Origin of the sequence: Nitratireductor basaltis (assembly GCF_000733725.1) — a bacterium.
Taxonomy (GTDB): Bacteria; Pseudomonadota; Alphaproteobacteria; order Rhizobiales; family Rhizobiaceae; genus Chelativorans; species Chelativorans basaltis.
The window spans coordinates 192247-211385 of the sequence record NZ_JMQM01000002.1 but is presented as its reverse complement, the minus strand read 5'-3'; the positions used below and the strand labels follow the sequence as shown (position 1 = coordinate 211385).

The 19139-nt window shown below is 60.3% G+C and carries 13 protein-coding genes; 11 read left to right on the top strand and 2 right to left on the bottom strand.

What is annotated here, in order from left to right:
- Window positions 1-8 precede the first annotated feature (8 nt).
- The 11 genes from EL18_RS13360 to trxA all read left to right on the top strand — a co-directional run bounded on the left by EL18_RS13360 (window position 9) and on the right by trxA (window position 16746).
- Entirely contained in the window at window positions 9-1814 is a 1806-nt protein-coding gene (locus EL18_RS13360) for a sensor histidine kinase (protein ID WP_280113668.1), read from the top strand.
- Window positions 1765-2283, top strand: coding sequence for an HPr kinase/phosphorylase (locus EL18_RS13355; protein ID WP_081871238.1), 519 nt, complete (start codon window positions 1765-1767; stop codon window positions 2281-2283). The genes EL18_RS13360 and EL18_RS13355 overlap by 50 nt, the downstream gene beginning before the upstream one ends.
- 219 nt (window positions 2284-2502) lie before the next feature.
- The gene (locus EL18_RS13350) at window positions 2503-2904 is read left to right on the top strand and encodes a PTS sugar transporter subunit IIA (RefSeq protein ID WP_036485283.1); all 402 of its coding nucleotides are present in this window, start codon (window positions 2503-2505) and stop codon (window positions 2902-2904) included.
- Entirely contained in the window at window positions 2901-3203 is a 303-nt protein-coding gene (locus EL18_RS13345) for an HPr family phosphocarrier protein (protein ID WP_036485280.1), read from the top strand. Before EL18_RS13350 ends, EL18_RS13345 begins: the two co-directional genes overlap by 4 nt.
- 139 nt (window positions 3204-3342) lie before the next feature.
- Entirely contained in the window at window positions 3343-4740 is a 1398-nt protein-coding gene (gene ahcY, locus EL18_RS13340) for an adenosylhomocysteinase (protein WP_036485278.1), read from the top strand.
- Between the two features lie 194 nt (window positions 4741-4934).
- Complete coding sequence (locus tag EL18_RS13335; RefSeq protein ID WP_036485275.1) at window positions 4935-7460, top strand: sensor histidine kinase; 2526 nt, start codon at window positions 4935-4937, stop codon at window positions 7458-7460.
- A 6-nt stretch (window positions 7461-7466) separates the two neighbouring features.
- Window positions 7467-8972 carry a tRNA (adenosine(37)-N6)-threonylcarbamoyltransferase complex ATPase subunit type 1 TsaE gene (tsaE, locus tag EL18_RS13330; RefSeq protein WP_036485273.1) on the top strand — a complete coding sequence of 502 codons (1506 nt, stop codon included), beginning with the start codon at window positions 7467-7469 and terminating at the stop codon, window positions 8970-8972.
- The gene (locus EL18_RS13325) at window positions 8965-9702 is read left to right on the top strand and encodes a nucleotidyltransferase family protein (protein ID WP_036485270.1); all 738 of its coding nucleotides are present in this window, start codon (window positions 8965-8967) and stop codon (window positions 9700-9702) included. The genes tsaE and EL18_RS13325 overlap by 8 nt, the downstream gene beginning before the upstream one ends.
- Window positions 9702-12821, top strand: coding sequence for a double-strand break repair protein AddB (gene addB, locus EL18_RS13320; RefSeq protein ID WP_036485268.1), 3120 nt, complete (start codon window positions 9702-9704; stop codon window positions 12819-12821). Before EL18_RS13325 ends, addB begins: the two co-directional genes overlap by 1 nt.
- Entirely contained in the window at window positions 12818-16342 is a 3525-nt protein-coding gene (addA, locus tag EL18_RS13315) for a double-strand break repair helicase AddA (protein ID WP_036485262.1), read from the top strand. The genes addB and addA overlap by 4 nt, the downstream gene beginning before the upstream one ends.
- 83 nt (window positions 16343-16425) lie before the next feature.
- Window positions 16426-16746, top strand: coding sequence for a thioredoxin (gene trxA / locus EL18_RS13310; protein ID WP_036485250.1), 321 nt, complete (start codon window positions 16426-16428; stop codon window positions 16744-16746).
- Between the two features lie 50 nt (window positions 16747-16796).
- Here the strand turns inward: trxA and EL18_RS13305 are convergent, their stop codons facing one another.
- Both EL18_RS13305 and accD read right to left on the bottom strand, forming a co-directional pair.
- Window positions 16797-18119: a bifunctional folylpolyglutamate synthase/dihydrofolate synthase gene (locus tag EL18_RS13305; RefSeq protein ID WP_036485247.1), complete on the bottom strand. Its 1323-nt coding sequence runs from the start codon at window positions 18117-18119 to the stop codon at window positions 16797-16799.
- 37 nt (window positions 18120-18156) lie between these two features.
- The gene (accD, locus tag EL18_RS13300; protein ID WP_036485244.1) at window positions 18157-19113 is read right to left on the bottom strand and encodes an acetyl-CoA carboxylase, carboxyltransferase subunit beta; all 957 of its coding nucleotides are present in this window, start codon (window positions 19111-19113) and stop codon (window positions 18157-18159) included.
- Window positions 19114-19139: the final 26 nt, after the last annotated feature.

The window sequence follows — 19139 nt, the reverse complement described above, 5'->3', positions numbered from 1 at the left end:
AGCGGCTAATGACAGTTATGGAGCGACAGGGTGAGACGCGCTCCCGCGACAAGCGGGCAGGCGAAGCCGGTACGCGACGCCAGTCTTCCTGGCTGTCGAGCTGGGTCGCGGTTCCGCTGCGGCGTATGCTGGGGCACTACCTCTTTTCCAGCCTGACGCGCCGTATCCTCACGCTCAATTTCGCGGCGATCGGCGTGCTGGTTGTCGGTGTTCTATATATCAACCAGTACCGAACCGGTCTGATCGAGGCGCAGATTGAAAGCTTGCGCACCCAGGGTGCGATTGTCGCAAGTGCTATCGCCAGCGCGGCAACTGTCGAGCCGGATACGGTCATGATCAATCCGGAGAAGCTGCTCGAGCTTCAGGCCGGCGAAAGCATGAGGCCGGGCAGCAATGACCTTTCCAGCCTTGATTTCACGATCAATCCGGAACAGGCTGCGCCGCTGCTTCAACGCCTGATCCCATCGCCGCGCACCCGCGCACGCATCTATGATCCTGATGGAAACCTGCTGAGCGATTCGAAGGTGAATTCCTCCAGTGGCCAGGTCTTCCGCTACGACCTGCCTTCCGTCGAAGACGAGCCGCTGGACTTTCTTCGCCAGGCACGCCAGTGGCTTTCGCGTCTTTTTCGGTTCAACAATTTCCCGATCTACAAGGAAGTGCCAGGTGGCAGCGGCACCGCCTATCCGGAGGTCATCACGGCTCTGACAACCGGCACGCCGGCCTATCAGGAATGGCAGGCGGAAAACGGGGAAACCATTATTTCGGTGGCAGTTCCCATTCAGCGGTTCAGGGCCGTGTTCGGAGCCGTCCAGCTTTCACGTCAGGGCGACTATGATGAAATTGTCGCCGAGGAACGGCGTGCGATCCTTGGTGTGTTTGGTGTGGCAGCAGTCGTTACCGCCATACTTTCGCTTCTGCTGGCCTCCACGATTGCAAATCCGCTGCGTCGTCTTTCGGCAGCGGCAATCCGCGTGCGCCGTGGCGTGCGTACCCGTGAGGAGATACCGGACTTCTCCCACCGCCAGGATGAGATCGGAAATTTGTCCATCGCCCTGGGAGACATGACCAAGGCCCTCTATGCCCGCATTGATGCCATCGAAAGCTTCGCGGCCGATGTGGCACACGAGTTGAAGAACCCGCTCACCTCGTTGGGCAGCGCCGTAGAAACACTTCCCCTCGCCCGCAACGAAGCCTCCCGCCAGCGCCTTCTCGAGATCATCATGCATGACGTGCGAAGGCTGGATCGGTTGATCAGCGATATATCAGATGCCTCCCGTCTCGATGCCGAGCTGGTTCGCGAAGATGCGGAACGCTTCGATTTCAAGCAATTCGTGGACGATCTTGTACGTACCTCACGCGATCTGAGCGGCAGCAAGAAGAAGAAGGTCGATATCACCTTCTCGGCAGATCCGAAGCTGCGAAACAAGAAGTGCTATGTCTCCGGCCATGACCTGCGGCTTGGGCAGGTGATCACCAATCTGATCGAGAATGCACGCTCCTTCGTTCCAGATGAAGGCGGACGGATCGAGCTCCATCTTTCCCGCTCATCGAGCCGGATCATCCTGAAAGTGGAAGATAACGGACCGGGTATCCGCGTCGAGAATATCGAGCGAATTTTCGAGCGTTTCTACACTGACAGGCCTGCAGGCGAGGCTTTCGGGCAAAATTCCGGGCTCGGCCTCTCAATCAGCCGTCAGATCGTCGAAGCCCATGGCGGGACCCTGACTGCCGAGAACATTCCGGGAAGCGAAGCCGGCGAATATGCCGGCGCGCGCTTCATCGTGTCGTTGCCTGCTGAAAATGAGCACTGAAGCTTTTCCGAACCTTCACGCCACAGCGCTGGTTATCGGCGAAAAGGGTGTTTTGATCACCGGTGAACCAGGATCAGGAAAATCTCGCCTGGCCCATGCGCTGAGGATCCAGTGTCAGCGACTGCATATTCCCTGCCTTCTGGTGTCCGACGATCAGGTTTTCCTTCAGAACGCCGGAAACCGGCTCCTGGTCCATGCACCCGGCGAGATCGCCGGCCTCATGGAGATCCGCGGCTTTGGCATTGCCAGGGCTCCACACCTCGAAGCAGCCGTGATGGACCTGGTGATCGAACTCGTTGCGGACGAGCAGGCTCCACGCATGCCGGATCATGATGTCCTCTGCCGGATCGGTGGCGTCACAATGTCCAAATTCCTGCTCCCGCGAAAAGACGCCGCCGGTAGCGCTTTAGCCATTTTGGCGCATCTGGGCCGAACGGTCTGGTCCGATCGGTCTTCAGGCCAGCGCTGAACTCGGACAAATTGCAGCAGTTAGGGGCTTGTCAACGACTTGTGCGTTGACATGATAGCGCTCTTGTCGTGAGGCAGGATGATGCAGTCTTGCATTTGTTGCGGGACGCGAACTCGTGGAGCAGATAAACGTGGCAGCCTTGTGCATCATTTCCCGTGCTGGGAATGCGCTATCATCACCTTTGATTGGCGCTTGTTACGCGATGAAGGTGACCGGCATATGATAGGCCTCGTTCTCGTGACCCACGGAAAGCTGGCAGAGGAATTCCGCCACGCCGTAGAACATGTTGTCGGACGACAGGAGAATCTGGAAACCGTTTCCATCGGTGCCGAAGACGACATGGAGCAGCGCAGGCGTGACATTGTCGACGCTGTTGCACGTGCCGATACCGGTTCCGGCGTGATCATCCTGACCGACATGTTCGGTGGTACGCCTTCCAACCTTGCGATCTCCGTCATGGCGCCCGGGCGGGTCGAGGTGGTTGCCGGCATGAACCTGCCCATGCTCATCAAGCTCGCAAGCGTACGTGCGGGCAATGACATGAAGCAGTCGCTCGAGGAGGCACAGTCTGCGGGCCGGAAATACATCAATGTTGCAAGCCAGGTCCTGAACGGAAAATGAGCGCCAACCCGAACACCGCGGCAACGGCAGTCCAGGAGCGCAATTTTTCCATCGTGAATCAGCGCGGCCTTCACGCGCGCGCTTCGGCTAAATTCGTGCAGCTGGTGGAGGCACATGACGCGAAGGTCTCGGTCGAAAAGGACGGCATCACCGTCGGCGGAACTTCGATCATGGGGCTGATGATGCTTGCGGCGAGCCCCGGATGCAGCATCAATGTGAAGGCTGAGGGGCCGGAAGCGGAAGCTGTCCTGGATGCACTGGGCGTCCTTATAGCCGAGCGTTTCGGCGAAGAGGTCTAGGCACTGCCTCTGCGCCCCTTCCGTGGACATGCACGAATAAAGATTTCTTTATGTCCGTTGTCGACTGAATGGCTTTCTGCTAATCAGCGCTCACCTTTATGGCGGCTTTGCTGCTGCAATTGCTGAACTGGAGCGCTGAATGGCCCACGGATCTTCTATCATCGCAGATATCTCGCTCGCCCCATGGGGCCGCAAGGAAATCGAAATCGCTGAAACCGAAATGCCGGGCCTCATGGCTTGCCGCGCGGAGTTCGGCGAAGAGAAGCCGCTGAAAGGCGCGCGCATTTCCGGTTCACTCCACATGACCATTCAGACCGCGGTTCTTATCGAGACACTGCGCGAGCTGGGCGCGGAACTGCGCTGGGCGTCCTGCAACATCTTCTCCACGCAGGACCATGCCGCAGCCGCGATCGCTGAAACCGGCATCCCGGTCTTCGCGGTCAAGGGTGAGACGCTCGAGGAATACTGGACCTACACTGACCAGATCTTCCAGTGGGAGGACGGCGAACCCACCAACATGATCCTCGACGATGGCGGCGACGCCACCATGTATATCCTTCTTGGCGCGCGCGCCGAGGAAGGCGAGGACGTATTGTCAAATCCTGGCAATGAGGAAGAGGAGATCCTCTTCGCGCAGATCAAGAAGCGCATGGCCGAAACGCCGGGCTTCTTCAAGCGTCAGCGAGACGCCATCCGTGGCGTCACGGAGGAGACGACCACCGGTGTGAACCGCCTCTATCAGCTGCAGAACAAGGGGCTGCTTCCCTTCCCTGCAATCAATGTGAATGACTCGGTCACCAAGTCGAAATTCGACAACAAATATGGCTGCAAGGAATCGCTGGTCGATGGCATTCGTCGCGCCACGGATGTCATGATGGCCGGCAAGGTGGCCATCGTGTGTGGCTATGGCGATGTCGGCAAGGGCTGCGCGCAGTCGCTGGTCGGTGCCGGTGCGCGCGTGAAGGTGACCGAAGTTGACCCGATCTGTGCCCTTCAGGCCGCCATGGATGGCTTCGAGGTCGTGACGCTTGATGACGCCGGTCCGGATGCGGATATCGTTGTGACGACGACAGGCAACAAGGACGTCATCACGCTCGACCATATGCGCAAGTTCAAGGACATGGCGATCGTCGGCAATATCGGTCACTTCGACAACGAGATTCAGGTCTCTGCCTTGCGGAACCTGCAATGGACGAATGTGAAGCCCCAGGTCGACATGATCACCTTCCCCGATGGCAAGCGTATCCTGCTTCTTTCGGAAGGCCGTTTGCTCAATCTGGGCAATGCGACCGGTCATCCAAGCTTCGTTATGTCAGCTTCCTTCACGAACCAGGTTCTCGCGCAGATCGAACTCTGGACCCGTCCGCAGAACTACGAAAACAAGGTCTATGTCCTGCCCAAACATCTCGACGAGAAGGTGGCCCGTCTCCATCTCGACAAGCTCGGCGCGAAACTGAGCACGCTTTCCGCTGAGCAGGCCGCCTATATCGGCGTGAGCACCGAAGGACCATTCAAGCCGGATCACTACAGATACTGAGCCTGCGCAGGCTGACCCCTATATCTTGAGTGTCGGATGACGCTGCTGCAAGGGCGTGCGATTTTTGTCGCGCGCCCTTCTTCACGAGGAATCTTCATAACGGTACAGTGCGGTGATTCGAGGGGTGCCACGGTAAGTAGCGGTTGGGCGTGAAAGGGGTGGCCGGAAAATCGTGCGGCGGAGAGGTAGACCACATGCCGGGGCTGGACCCGCAACAATGCGGGGGCGCAGGGCTTCAAGGCCATAAACGCAAACGGGGCAGCGGTTTTGCTCGGGCGCTTTCGCTGGCGCTCGGCGGCAGCATGTTCACACCTGTGGTTGCAGGTGCCCAGAATGCGGTGGTCGTCCCGGGTCTGGGAAAAATCTCTGTCGGTGCTGTCGAAGTCATACACTTCTCCATCGTCACAGGCGTGCTGGGGGCAGCATTGCTGTCCGCGATCGCGCTCATCCGCCTGCGCCAGCGCACTGCCGCCGAAAATGTCGCGCTTCAATCCCGTGTGGCCGAACTGACCAATGCATTGGCTCGCTCCGAAACGCTGCTCAATCTGAAGGATCAGCGCATCGTCCTTTGGCCGGGAGAGGGCGCACGACCTTCAGTGGTCGGAGAACTGTCGGCGGAAAGCGGTGCGCCTCTTGAACGCAGCACCTTCCTGGCGTTCGGCAGATGGCTGACAGCCAAGTCAGCGGCAAGTCTCGACAGGGCCGTCAGGGAACTGCGCGAACGCGGAGAGCCCTTCGAACTCGTTCTCGAAACCCGCGAAGGTCTTCTGCTGGAGGCGCAAGGGCGCAAATCGGCGCTCCATGCTGTTGTTCGCTTCCTTTCTCTCAGTGAAACACAGCGCCAGAATGCGCGGCTCAAGCTGGAGCACCAACGTATCCTGGAGGATCACCGGAATCTTCTGGACCTGGCCGATCATCTCGACACGCCCATGTGGCTGCGTGATGAGACGGGTGCCCTGAAATGGGTCAACAATGCCTATGCCCGTGCTGTCGACATGACCACGGAAGGTGAGGTCGTGGCACAGCAGCGCGAATTCCTGCCCGCCACCGCGCGTGATGAAATTGCCAAGGTCCATGCGGTACAGCCCTCCTTCTCCGCCCGCCTGGCCACCGTGGTTGGCGGTGACCGCCGTGCCTTCACCGTCACCGATGTCGCGAGCGAGAAGGGCAGTGCCGGTATCGCCTTTGATACAAGCGCCATCGAGACGCTTGAGCGCGAATATGAGAGCACGGTCCGCAATCACGCCGACACCCTTGATCAGCTGACCACCGCCGTCGCGATCTTCGACCAGGGTCAGAAGCTGCGCTTCTACAATCAGGCATTTCAGAAACTCTGGGACATGGACGCGGGCTTCCTCGACAATTCGCCCGAGAACGCGTTGGTCCTCGACCGTCTCCGTTCCGAGGGCAAGCTGGCGGAACAGCCTGAGTGGCGCCGCTGGAAGGAACAACTGCTCGGCGCCTACCGCGCGGTCGAGCCGGAAGAGCATTGGTGGCATCTGCCCGACGGGCGCACGATCCGCGTCATCGCCAATCCGCAGCCCAAGGGTGGCGTGACCTGGATCTTCGAGAACCTCACCGAGAAGATAGATCTGGAGACGCGCTACAACACCGTGGTCCGTGTGCAGAGCGAGACCCTCGACAATCTTGCCGAAGGTGTCGCTGTCTTCGGACCTGACGGGCGACTGCGCCTCTCGAACCCCGCGTTCCGCACACTGTGGAACATACCCGAGCGGCTGGTGGAGGGCGATGTCCACATCTCCATCCTGAAAGCCGCCTGTGACGGGGTGGCCGATGACAGTCCCTGGGACAATTTCGTCGCCGCCGCCACCGGCTTCGACGATGAGCGTCGTGACAGCCACGGACGCACCGAATTGCATGACGGCACGATCCTGTCCTACGCGATCATACATCTACCCAATGGGCAGGTGATGATGACCTTTGTCGATGTCACGGACAGTGTGAATGTCGAGCGTGCCCTGAAGGAAAAGAACGAGGCGCTGGAGCGCGCAGACAAGCTGAAGAACGATTTCGTCCAGCACGTCTCCTACGAGCTGCGCTCGCCGCTGACCAACATCATTGGCTTCACCGAGTTGCTGGCCTTGGGGACGACCGGGTCATTGAACCAGAAGCAGAAGGAATATGTCGATCATATCGGTTCGTCTTCATCGATGCTTCTGACGGTCGTCAATGACATCCTTGATCTTGCGACGGTCGATGCCGGCATAATGGAACTCGAGATCGGCGAGGTCCCGGTTCGTGAAACCATGCAGTCGGCGGCCGAACTGATATCGGAACGCTTGCGCGAGCACGGCATCATGCTTGACCTGCACGCCGAAAATGCACCTGCAGTTTTCCACGCCGACGAAAATCGCCTGCGCCAGATCCTCTATAATCTACTCTCCAATGCCGCCAATCACGCTCCTGAAGGCAGCCGAATAACCATGACGGCCAGCAACACCGGCAACGGGGTGGCCTTTGCCGTTCACGATGAGGGCCCCGGCATGTCCGCCGAGGTTCTGCAAACGATCTTCCGCCGGTTCGAGCCTCGCAGCAATGGCGGGCGCAAACGCGGCGCAGGGCTGGGCCTCTCAATCGTGAAAAGCTTCGTCGAACTGCACGGCGGGACAGTGAAGATCGACACGGGTGAAGGGCGCGGAACCACGGTCACCTGCCGCTTTCCCCTGATGCCCAAGGGCGTTCGCGAAGCTGCGGAATAGCGCCGGATGCGGGGCCGCGAATTTATCCGTCATCTTGAAAACGACGAAGCCACCGCTCGTCTGGGAGACGACATAGCTGCAGCACTGCGTCCGGGCGATGTCGTTTTTCTTCATGGTGATCTTGGCATGGGCAAAAGCGCGCTGGCACGCGCCATCATCCGCGCCATAGCCGGTGACGACACGCTCGAGGTGCCAAGCCCGACTTATACGCTGATGCAGGAATATCCGCTGCGCCTGCCCGTTCATCATCTCGACCTGTACCGGCTTTCCGAGCCCGGCGAACTGGCCGAACTCGGCGTGGAAGAAGTCGCCGCGGAAGGTGCGCTTCTGGTGGAATGGCCCGAGCGCGCTGAAGGAGCGCTGGAGGCCACGATCACGATCAGGCTTTCCGAGGCAGGCGAGGGACGCGATGCGGCTGTTTCAGCAGGCGAGGAGGCTGCCCGGCGCCTGGAACACAGTTTCGCCGTGCGGCGCTTTCTTGTCGATGCAGGCTGCAAGGATGCAAGTCGCCGTTTTCTTCTGGGGGACGCGTCCATCCGTGCCTATGAAACGGTGCATATGGAGGGGCGGAAGGCAGCCATCCTCATGGATGCTCCTGCACGTGGCGACGAGCCTGTGGTGCGCGACGGTCGGCCTTACAGCCACATAGCGCGGCTGGCTCAGTCGGTGAGTGCCTTCATCGGGATCGCCAACGGGTTGCGCGCACAAGGTTTCGCTGCACCGAAGATTTATGCGCAGGCGCTGGAAGATGGTCTCCTGCTTATCGAGCATCTCGGGAGCGGGGCCTTCCTCGAAAACGGATTGCCCGTTCCAGAACGCTACGAGGCTGCCGGTGCACTGCTTGCCCGCCTGCACCAGCGTGACTGGCCGGCGCGCTTCCCCGTGGCGGAAGGGCAGGAGCACCAGCTACAGCCGTATGACCGTCAGGCGATGGGAATCGAGATCGAACTGTGCCTGGATTGGTACCTGCCTTACCGGTTCGGGCGAAATCCATCAGATCAGGAGCGGCAGCAGTTTCTTGACTTGTGGGAAAAGCTGTTCTCGCGTCTGGAACAGGCCGAACAAAGCCTCGTTCTGCGCGACTATCATTCACCCAACATTATTTGGCGGCAGGAATGCGAGGGCGACGATCGTCTCGGACTCATCGATGTGCAGGATGCACTGCGCGGCCCTGCCGCCTATGATCTCTCCTCTCTGGCCTTCGACGCGCGCATCGACATTTCCAACCCGCTGCGCCAGCGAATATTGCAGGCCTATTGTGATGCAAGAACGGATGCGGCTTTCGATCGGGACGCTCTGGAAGAAGCCTTCGCGCTGACCGCAGCCCAGCGCAACACGAAGCTTCTGGGCACATTCGTCAGGTTGTGCAAGCGTGACGGCAAGTCAGGCTATCTTGCGCATCTGCCGCGCATCCGGGCATATCTGCGCGAAGCGATCCGGCATCCCGCACTTGCCGAACTCGCTGAATTTTATGCAAGGCACCGCCTGCTGGATGAGGATGTTCATGACTGATGTGCCGCAAAAGGCGATGGTGCTGTCTGCAGGCCTCGGAATGCGCATGCGCCCGCTGACCGAGACGACACCGAAGCCGCTCATCAAGGTCGGTGGCAAGCCGCTCATTGACTGGGGGCTGGACACGCTGCAGGCCGCGGGCGTCTCCCACACGGTGGTAAATGTTCATCACCTGGCCGAGCAGATGGAAGCGCATCTTGCGCAGCGCCGAAAGCCGTCCGTCACGATCTCCGATGAGCGCGAAATTTTGCTGGATTCCGCTGGCGGTCTGGTCAAGGCGCTTCCTGAACTGGGCAGCGATCCGTGTTTCATACTGAACGCAGATACATTCTGGCTTGATGACAACGGTCTCAACCTCCGGCGCTTGGCTGAAGCCTGGGATCCAGCGCATATGGACATGCTTCTTCTCCTGGTCGCACCTGAAAATGCGACCGGCCACAGCGGCAAAATCGACTTTCTCATGAACGAAACCGCTGGCGAGGCTGCGGGAGCCATCCGCCGTGCTCAAGGAAGTGCCGAGGGCTATATTTATGCGGGCTCCGGCATCGTTAACCCGGCTGTCTTTTCTGATGCTTCAGCCAAACCGCATTCCCTGAACATCTATTTCGATCGTGCCATCGAAGCCGGCAGGCTTTATGGTCTGCCGCTTCAAGGCCACTGGATCACCGTTGGCACACCAGACGCCATCGCGCCGGCAGAGCAGGCCATCAGGCAGTTACGGGGCAGCTGATGCTGCGCGAAAACCCCAATGTTCGCACCATTCCGCCTGGCGTGTCCTTCCTGCCCACGCTCGTGGATGCGCTTTTGTCGGGCAGGCTTGTCGACGGCTTTCGCCACGATGGCTCGCCGCTCGCGCTTTCCGATGTAACGATCTATCTGCCAACGCGGCGCGCCGTGCGTGCTTTGCGCAGTGCATTTCTTGATCGGCTGGGCGGCCAGTCCGCGATCCTGCCCGTGATCAGGGCACTGGGTGAGTTCGAGAGTGATCTGGCGGATTTCGACCCGACCGGTGCACAGGCCGCGCTCGACCTTGCGCCGCCCATTTCCAATCTCGACCGCATTCTTCTGCTCGGACCGCTCGTGCAGGCATGGAAGGCCCGGGTTCCGGCCCATGTTGCCGAGCGATTTGCAGAAGGTGTGGTGGTTCCAGCCACCCTCGCCGATGGCCTGTGGCTCGCCCGCGATCTCGCCAATCTCATGGACGAGATCGAAACCGAGCAGGCGGACTGGTCGCGCCTGTCCGATCTTGTCCCTCGTGAACTTGCCGGCTGGTGGCAGGTCACGCTCGATTTTCTCTCCATCGTCACCAGCCATTGGCCAAATGTGCTGGCAGCCTATGATCGCTCGAACCCGGCCGCCCATCGCAACGCCATGCTGGATGCGGAAGCCCGCCGGCTGGCCAACGGCCTGCATCGGGGACCGGTGATTGCAGCAGGGTCAACAGGTTCCATACCAGCAACCGCCCGCCTCCTCGCCACCATTGCCCGGCTGCCGCAAGGTGCTGTGGTCCTGCCGGGATTCGACACCGCACTTGATGACACTTCCTGGGCGTCTCTGGACGCGGCGACATCACCGGCATCATGTGGTCACCCCCAATTCGGCCTGAAAAAGCTCGTGAATTCGATCAGGATGCAGCGGCAGGATATCGCCGTTCTGGCCGAACCGACACCCGCGCTTGAAGCACGACGAAGGCTCATGGCAGAGGCGATGCGTCCGGCGGAGACCACAGATCGCTGGTCGGAAATGCGCCCCTTCATCGCGAAGACGCTCGCGGATGGAGCACTTGATGGCGTCAGCCTGATCGAAGCGGCCAGCCAGCGTGAAGAAGCATTCGCCATTGCCGTTGCCCTGCGAGATGCCATCGCCACGGAAGGGCGCACAGCTGCACTTGTGACGCCTGACCGCACACTTGCGCGTCGCGTGGCAGCAGAATTGCGTCGCTTTGGTATTGAAGCCGACGATTCAGCCGGCACGCCATTGTCCGAAACGCCACCGGCGACGCTTTTGCGTCTCCTTCTGGAAGCGTCTATGCGCCCGGGCGATCCGGTCCCCATCATCAGTCTCTTGAAACACCCGCTGCTCAACTTGTCTCTTCCGCGCAGTCAGACACGTCACGCAGTGGAATGGGTGGAACTGGTATCGCTGAGAGGCGGCACCGGCCGACCCGACCTGGCAAGCCTTGATCAGTTGTTCGAAGAACGACTGGAGATGTGGGCGGCTGCTTCCAGGAAGCCGTTCTGGATGGAGCGTTTCAGTGAAGCGGATGCGGAAGCGGCGCGCAATGTACTCAAACGGCTTGTCAAAGCCGTTGCTCCTCTCGCCGCGCTGCGCGGAAGCACACTGCCTCTGGCGCAGATCGCACGCATCAGTGTTCAGGCTCTGGAGGCGATGGGCTGTTCGCCGGATGGCAAGCTCGATGCCGTTTATGGCGGCGATGCCGGCGACGCATTGGCTGCTTTCCTGTCACAGCTGGTCTCCACGGAAGCTCCACTTGAGCTGGAAGCAAGCGAATGGCCGGACATCTACGCGGCTTTGAGTGCCGGGCAGGCGGTGAAGCCTTCACCGGGGGCAGATCAGCGCGTGGCCATATGGGGGACGCTCGAGGCACGTCTGCAGCATGTCGACGTCATGGTTCTTGGTGGCTTGAACGAAGGTTCATGGCCGCAGGTACCGGCGTCAGACCGTTTTCTGTCCCGGGTCATGAAATCGGATCTTGAGCTTGAACCGCCCGAGCGCCGCATCGGTCTCTCCGCCCATGATTTCATGATGGCGATGGGTGCGCCCGAAGTCATTCTCTCGCGGGCATCGCGCGCAGGCGAAGCCCCGGCAGTTGCATCGCGTTGGCTCCAGCGGCTGACGGCCTGTATCGGTGAAGAAGCATCGCAGCAATTGCGCCACAGGGGCGCGCGCTTTATCGCGTGGACCCGACAGCTGGAGGCGGCGGGACGCGAACCATTTGTCAGACGTCCCGAACCCAAGCCGCCGATCGAAGCGCGACCGACGCATTTCTCTGTCACGGAAGTCGAGACGCTCAGGCGCGATCCCTATGCAATCTATGCCCGCCGTATCCTCGGGCTACATCCTCTGGACCCGCTAATACGCGATCCCGGTGCTGCGGAGCGCGGCAATCTCTTCCACGATATTCTGGAGCATTTCATCGCCACAAGCAGAGATCCGGCAGGGCCTGAAGCGCTCGGGGAGCTTCTGCAGGCCGGTCGTGACCTGTTTGCGGAGGTGGCACTTCCCGCCGATGTGGAAGCGGTATGGTGGCCCCGCTTCGAGCGCACGGCAGCAGAATTCATCCGCTGGGAGAGCGAGCGCGCAGGACTTGTCGCGGCACGCCATGTGGAGGTCGTGGCGGGCAAGGTCGTGGTTCAGGGAGAAAAAACGCTCTCAGGCAGGGCTGACCGCATCGACATCCGCACCGATGGAGGCGCGGAGATCATCGACTACAAGACCGGCTCATATCCCAGCGTCACTCAGGCTTACCGGCTATTGGCCCCGCAGCTTCCACTCGAAGCGGCTCTTCTGGAACGCGGCGCGTTTGCAGAACTTGGCTCGCCCGAAACACAGGATTTGCTTTATGTGCGCCTGAAGGCCAAGGGTGAGGTGCAGGGTGACTCGGTCCTTTCGGTGAAGGGCGCAGACAAATCGGCCGCCGATCTCGCCGAGGAGTCCTGGCAGCGGCTCCAGCGAATGCTCGCTCACTACGACAATCCGGATGTCGGCTATCTCTCCAGAGCACTACCTTTCAAGGAAAGCGACACCGAAGGCTACTACGACCATCTTGCGCGAGTTCTCGAATGGTCGGCCGGAGACGATGGTGCCAATGGCGAGGGTGGCGAATGAGCGGCAAGCTTGAGATTCCAGCCGAAACACTGCGCCTGCAGTCCATGGCGTCGGACCCGGCGCGTTCCGCCTGGGTTGCCGCTCACGCCGGTTCGGGCAAGACCCATGTCCTCTCCCAGCGCGTGATCCGGCTTCTGCTTCAGGGCACCGACCCCTCGCGCATCCTCTGCCTGACCTATACCCGCGCGGCGGCTGCCAACATGGCAAACCGCGTCTTCGGCACACTGGCGCGCTGGAGCCTGATGGACGAAGCGGAGCTGGCAAGGAACATCGAAGCGACAGAGCGCCGCAAGCCGGGGCCTGCCACGATTGCTCAGGCACGCAGGCTTTTTGCCCGAGCACTGGAAACCCCGGGCGGGTTGAAGATCCAGACCATTCACGCATTCTGCGAAGCCATACTCCACCAGTTCCCGCTGGAAGCGAATATCGCAGGCCATTTCGAGCTTCTCGACGGGCAGATGGAGGAAGCGCTTGTTGCAGAGGCGCGGCGTGACCTGCTTGGCAACATCGCCTCGGGAGCAGATGGCCGCCTTGCGGAAGCATTCGCCGAAGTCATCGACAGGGCAGGTGAGACCGGCTTGGACAAGCTTCTGGCGGAAGTGGTCAGCAAGCGCGAAAAGCTGCGTCGTTTCATAGACAGGGTTGGCCAGCCGCCTGAACCCTATGCCGAACTCTTCGAGGCGCACGGTTTTTCCGCGGAAGAGACCGCAGAGACCATCGCGGCAGGCAACTGGCCCTATCCCGGTTTCGCCGATTCTGATTTCCGGGAAATCATGGCACATGCCGAAGAGACGGATGCGAAGCAATTCCTGAAGCAGATCGGTGAAACGGCTATTGCGGCCTATGCTGAAAAAGATCCTGCGCGGCGCCTAAAGCTTTTTGCCAGGGCGATGTTGACCGGAAAGGGTGAGATTTATGCTGATAAGACTTTCAAGAAGGCAATGCGCACAGCTCTGCCGGGCATCTACGAGCGCTACTGTGCAGCGGCGGAACAGATCCAGCAGGACATTGACCGGCTAAACCAGTTCGAGATGCTTCAGGCGACGCGTTCTGCACTGACCATCGCCGACGCCCTGATCGCGCGTTACGAGCGGCTCAAGCAGGCAAGGGGTTTTCTCGACTTCAACGACCTCATCATGCGCACCGTCAACCTGCTTGCGCGGCAGGATGTGGGGCCCTGGGTTCAGTTCAAGCTCGACCGCGGCATTGATCACGTCCTGATTGATGAAGCGCAGGATACGAGCCCCGAGCAATGGCAGATCGTGCGCATGCTCACATCGGAATTTTTCGCAGGCGAAGGCGCACGCGAGGACATCGAGCGCACGATCTTCGCGGTCGGTGATGAGAAGCAGTCGATCTACTCGTTTCAGGGCGCAGAGCCGGCCGCTTTTGCCGAGAGCGGAATGGAGTTCGAGCGGCAGGTGGGCGAGGCCGGTGCGCAATTCGAGCGCGTGCGGCTGACACATTCGTTTCGCTCCACCTATGACGTATTGAGCGCGGTGGACACGGTCTTCGCGCGGGAAGAGGCCCGCCGTGGCCTGACCCGTGACCCCGAGCCGCTTGAGCACAAGGCCGTGCGGGACAACGCACCCGGCTATGTCGAACTTTGGCAGTCTCTGACGCCTGAAACAGTCGAGGAGCCGGACGACTGGACCCAAGCCGTCGACCACACGTCAGCGCCCGCCGCGCGACTGGCCGAACTCATGGCCGACCGCATCTGCCAGTGGCTGAAGGATGGTGAAACCCTCGAAGGACAGAAGCGTCGCCTCAAGCCTGGCGATATTCTGGTGCTTGTGCGAAAGCGCGACCGTTTCGTTCACGCTCTTTCGCGCAGCCTAAAGGAGCGCAACGTTTCGGTGGCCGGTGCCGACCGCCTCCGTCTGACTGCCCATATCGCTGTGCAGGATCTGTTGGCATTGGGTAAGTTCTTGCTGCAGCCGCATGACGACCTGTCGCTTGCAGCGGTTCTCAAAAGCCCGATCTTCAGCCTGGATGACGATGATCTTTTCCGCATCGGATGGAAGCGGGGGAAATCCACCTCGCTCTATCAGGCCCTTCACCGCCGCGCCCAGCAGGAACCATGGCTGGCCAATGTGGTGGAGACACTTGACCGTTGGCAGAACAGGGCAGGCTTCAGCCAGGTCTTCGAGCTTTTCAGTGAAATTCTGACCGGGACAGACCGACAGCCGGGAATGCGCCAGCGCTTTGTCGCGCGGCTCGGTCACGAGGCAAACGACATTCTCGATGAGTTTCTCTCCTATTGCCTTGCGAGCGAGCGCAGCGGTGTCGTGGGACTGGAAGCGCTTCTCGCCGTGTTGGGCGGAGCTGCACCCGAGATCAAGCGTGAGATGGATCAGGCGCGCGATGAAGTGCGCATCATGACGGTCCATGCCGCCAAGGGTCTGGAGGCGCCGGTCGTGTTTCTTGTCGACCCGGGGAGCAAGGCCTTCACCCACAGCCACCGTCCGGAACTGATACCTTTTCTGCTCAAGCAGAAGCGATACGAGGAACCGTTGCCAGCCTATCTGTGGCGTGGGGATACAAGCCTTTCAAACAGCCTTTCGCGGGAAATCGACACCGAATTCGCGAGCAAGGCCCAGGAGGAATACCGCCGGCTTCTATATGTCGGCATGACCCGCGCGGAGGACCGCCTCATTGTCTGCGGTTATCGTGGGAAGCAAGCATCTTCCGATCCAACCTGGCACGACATGGTACGCGATGCCTTCGCAGCATCCGGACATGTTGAAGAACTGGCGGATCCTGCCGATTGCGCCCCGGTGATGCGTTACCGCGTGACACCCACCGGACCATTCGAGCTGAAGCAGGATATCGTGGAGCATGAAGGCTCGTATGAGCTTCCTGCACACTTCAATGAAACTTTGGAGCGCCCAGCCGAACTGCCAAGACCCCTCAGCCCCTCCGGCGCATACGCTTTGATCGAACCGGATGCCGATTCCGCCCCGCCACCGGCATCTCCTGTTCTGGGCCCGGAAAAGGGGCCGAACAGGGCCATGGAACGTGGCACCGCCATGCATCGGTTGTTGCAGCTTCTGCCGGACCTGCCGGATGAGGCGCGCACGGCTGCAGCTGAGCGCCACATCGCTCGCGCCGGGGCATCCTGGGGCGAAGCCGAGCGCAAGGCAGCGGTGCAATCGGTTCTTGCAATTCTGGAAGACGAGACGTTCAGACCTCTTTTCTCGCCTGCCTCTCGCGCGGAAGTCTCGCTCATGGGAGAGATCAGACTTGCCGGGAGACAGCGTGCGGTCGCCGGCAAGATAGACAGACTGGTGGTTCAGGATAAGAAGGTCCTTATCGTGGACTACAAGACCAACCGCCCTCCCCCGCGAACGATCGCAGAGGTGCCAAAGGCCTATGTTGCACAGATGGCCCTCTATGCACGCCTTCTGAAGCCGCTCTATCCGGAACACGGCATCTGTGCAGCGCTTCTCTTCACTGAAGCACCCAGACTGATCGAAGTCGGCCCCGAAGCGATGGAAGAAGCCCTTGCGGGACTCACGTGAGCGTGAAAAAACTGGACTTGAACAGTCGGGGCTGATGCCCCACATCCGCTTCCAGCTTAATTGATGACGACAAGGAGAGGCTCATGGCCACCGTCACCGTTGACAAGAACAACTTCCAGTCCGACGTGCTGCAGGCAAATGAGCCAGTAGTGGTGGATTTCTGGGCCGAGTGGTGCGGTCCTTGCAAGATGATCTCCCCCGCGCTGGAAGAGATCTCCAACGAACTCGACGGCAAGGTGAAGATCGCCAAGCTGAACATCGACGAGAACCCCGAGCTTGCCGCCCAGTACGGCGTGCGCTCCATTCCCACGCTTTTGATGTTCAAGAATGGCGAAGTGGCCGACATGAAGGTGGGGGCTGCTCCCAAGACCGCCCTTTCCGCATGGGTCAGCGGCGCGGTGTAGAAAGCCCCTCGACATTTTCGGAAAAGCCCGGCCTTGGCGCCGGGCTTTTTTCATTCGGGCGGTGTTCCGTTCGCCGCCAGAACCTCGCCCATCAGATAGAGCGATCCGCAGATGAGGACGCGAGGAGGCCCCTCCGTTTCTCCGGCATCACGCAGCAATTTGAGCGCATTTTCCACTGATGCGACGGGTTCGGCAGAAAGTCCGGCTTCCGATGCACGCACCGCCAACTCGCTTGCAGGAACGCCTGCATCGCTGTTGTTCACAGGTACCGTGTATACATGGCGTGCGATACTGGCGAATGACTGGAAATAGCCGCTCTGATCCTTGGTGTTCAGCATTCCGGCGATAAGGAAGAGCGGCATGGAGCGTCGTTCCTCTTCGCCAGCCAGCGCTTCGGCAATAACCGATCCGGCACCCGGATTGTGCCCGCCATCAATCCAGATCTCTGCATCTGCCGGTGCAATATCGACAAGCTTGCCGCTGTTCAGACGCTGCAGACGCCCAGGCCAGCTGACACTGTCCATGGCCTTTTCCGCCTGCTCCGCAGTAACGTTGAAACCAGCGGCCTTCACTGCCGCAATGGCAGCGGCGGCATTGGCGAGCTGATGCCGTCCCGGCAGGCGCGGCAAGGGCAGGTCGAACAGCCCTTCCTCGTCCTGATAGACCATCCGCCCGTTTTCCTCGATCGCAAGGAAATCCTGCGCATAGACGCGCATCGGTGAGCGAAGTCGTTCGGCGGTCGCAACGAGCACGTCGCGAGCCGCATCCCACTCCTGTTGGCCGATGATCACGGGATGACCCGTCTTGATAATACCGGCCTTCTCTGCCGCGATCAACTCCACGCGGTCGCCCAAATAGGCTTCATGATCGAGTGATACCGGCATTATGAGGCTGACCGCCGGTTCTGCGATGACATTGGTGGCATCGAAGCGACCGCCAAGCCCGACCTCGACGATGGCAGCATCGGCTGGATGCTCGGAAAAGAGCACGAACATGGCTGCCGTCAGGATCTCGAAAACGGTGATGCTTTCACCGGCATTGGCCTGCGCCACACGCTCCACGGCATCTGCAAGTATGTCGTCGTGAACGAGCTTGCCGCCACCTTCATCGCCCAGCCTGTAGCGTTCGTGCCAGTTCACGAGGTGGGGAGATGTGTGGACATGTACGGTTTTGCCGCCAGCTTCAAGAAGCGCCCGCGCGAAGGCGGAGGCAGAGCCCTTACCATTGGTGCCGGCAATATGGATTACCGGCGGCATACGGTCCTGCGGATTGCCCAATCGCTCCAGAAGGCGGCTGATGCGCTCCAGTGAAAGGTCGAAACCCTTCGGATGAAGCTTCATCAACTCTTCAATTGCCGCTGCCGCACGGCTCATGGGCAAGCCTCCGATGCCCCAGGTTCAATATCGCGGGTCAAGCGCTGGGATTTTCGTTCTTGGTCTTCTCGGCTGGCACCGCGTCGGCTTCCACCTTCACTGCTTCAGAGCTTTCCGAGGCGGGCGGCAGAAGCTCCACCTTTTCCTCGACCTTCAGAAGGATCTTGATGAGGCGCGCCACGGTAGCCTTCATCTCGAGGCGGGAGACGACCATGTCGACCATGCCGTGTTCCTTGAGATATTCGGCGCGCTGGAAGCCTTCCGGAAGCTTTTCGCGGATCGTCTGCTCGATGACGCGGGGGCCGGCAAAGCCGATAAGCGCACCCGGTTCCGCGATATGGATGTCGCCCAGCATTGCGTAGGATGCCGTCACGCCACCGGTCGTCGGATTGGTCAGCACCACAATATAGGGCAGCCCCGCTTCCTTCAGGCGGTCCAGCGCAACGGTGGTGCGTGGAAGCTGCATCAGCGAAAGGATGCCTTCCTGCATGCGCGCGCCACCCGATGCGGCGAACAGGACGAGGGGGAGTTTGCGATCGGCAGCGGTTTCAAACGCCTTCACGATGGCTTCGCCAGCAGCCATGCCGAGCGAGCCGCCCATGAAGGAGAAGTCCTGCACGGTGGCGACGATCTTCTGGCCATGAATGGCGCCGACCGCATTGAGGATCGCATCCTCCATGTTGGTCTTTGCCTTTGCATCGCGCAGGCGGTCCGTGTAGCGGCGCTCGTCACGGAATTTCAGCGGATCGACGGTGACCTTCGGGTTGTCCAGCGTCTCATACTTGCCTTCGTCAAAGAAGAAGCGAAGCCGCTCCTTGGCCGAGATGCGCATATGGTGGCCGGATGCGGGGATGACCCACTGATTTTCCTCAAGGTCCTTGTGAAAGACCATCTCGCCGGTCTCCGGACACTTGATCCAGAGATTTTCCGGCATGTCGCGCCGGCCCAGCATGGAGTTGATTTTCGGCCGCACATAGCTCGTGATCCAGTTCATGGCCGTCGCCTTCCTTCACAATCCCG

Bases quoted from the DNA above. Each gene is read 5' to 3' on its own strand.
- EL18_RS13350 (WP_036485283.1), top strand. From the start codon at position 2,503: ATGATAGGCCTCGTTCTCGTGACCCACGGAAAGCTGGCAGAGGAATTC.
- EL18_RS13305 (WP_036485247.1), bottom strand. From the start codon at position 18,119: ATGAGCCGTGCGGCAGCGGCAATTGAAGAGTTGATGAAGCTTCATCCG.
- accD (WP_036485244.1), bottom strand. From the start codon at position 19,113: ATGAACTGGATCACGAGCTATGTGCGGCCGAAAATCAACTCCATGCTG.
- EL18_RS13335 (WP_036485275.1), top strand. From the start codon at position 4,935: ATGCCGGGGCTGGACCCGCAACAATGCGGGGGCGCAGGGCTTCAAGGC.
- trxA (WP_036485250.1), top strand. From the start codon at position 16,426: ATGGCCACCGTCACCGTTGACAAGAACAACTTCCAGTCCGACGTGCTG.
- addA (WP_036485262.1), top strand. From the start codon at position 12,818: ATGAGCGGCAAGCTTGAGATTCCAGCCGAAACACTGCGCCTGCAGTCC.
- EL18_RS13355 (WP_081871238.1), top strand. From the start codon at position 1,765: ATGCCGGCGCGCGCTTCATCGTGTCGTTGCCTGCTGAAAATGAGCACT.
- addB (WP_036485268.1), top strand. From the start codon at position 9,702: ATGCTGCGCGAAAACCCCAATGTTCGCACCATTCCGCCTGGCGTGTCC.
- tsaE (WP_036485273.1), top strand. From the start codon at position 7,467: ATGCGGGGCCGCGAATTTATCCGTCATCTTGAAAACGACGAAGCCACC.
- ahcY (WP_036485278.1), top strand. From the start codon at position 3,343: ATGGCCCACGGATCTTCTATCATCGCAGATATCTCGCTCGCCCCATGG.
- EL18_RS13325 (WP_036485270.1), top strand. From the start codon at position 8,965: ATGACTGATGTGCCGCAAAAGGCGATGGTGCTGTCTGCAGGCCTCGGA.
- EL18_RS13345 (WP_036485280.1), top strand. From the start codon at position 2,901: ATGAGCGCCAACCCGAACACCGCGGCAACGGCAGTCCAGGAGCGCAAT.
- EL18_RS13360 (WP_280113668.1), top strand. From the start codon at position 9: ATGACAGTTATGGAGCGACAGGGTGAGACGCGCTCCCGCGACAAGCGG.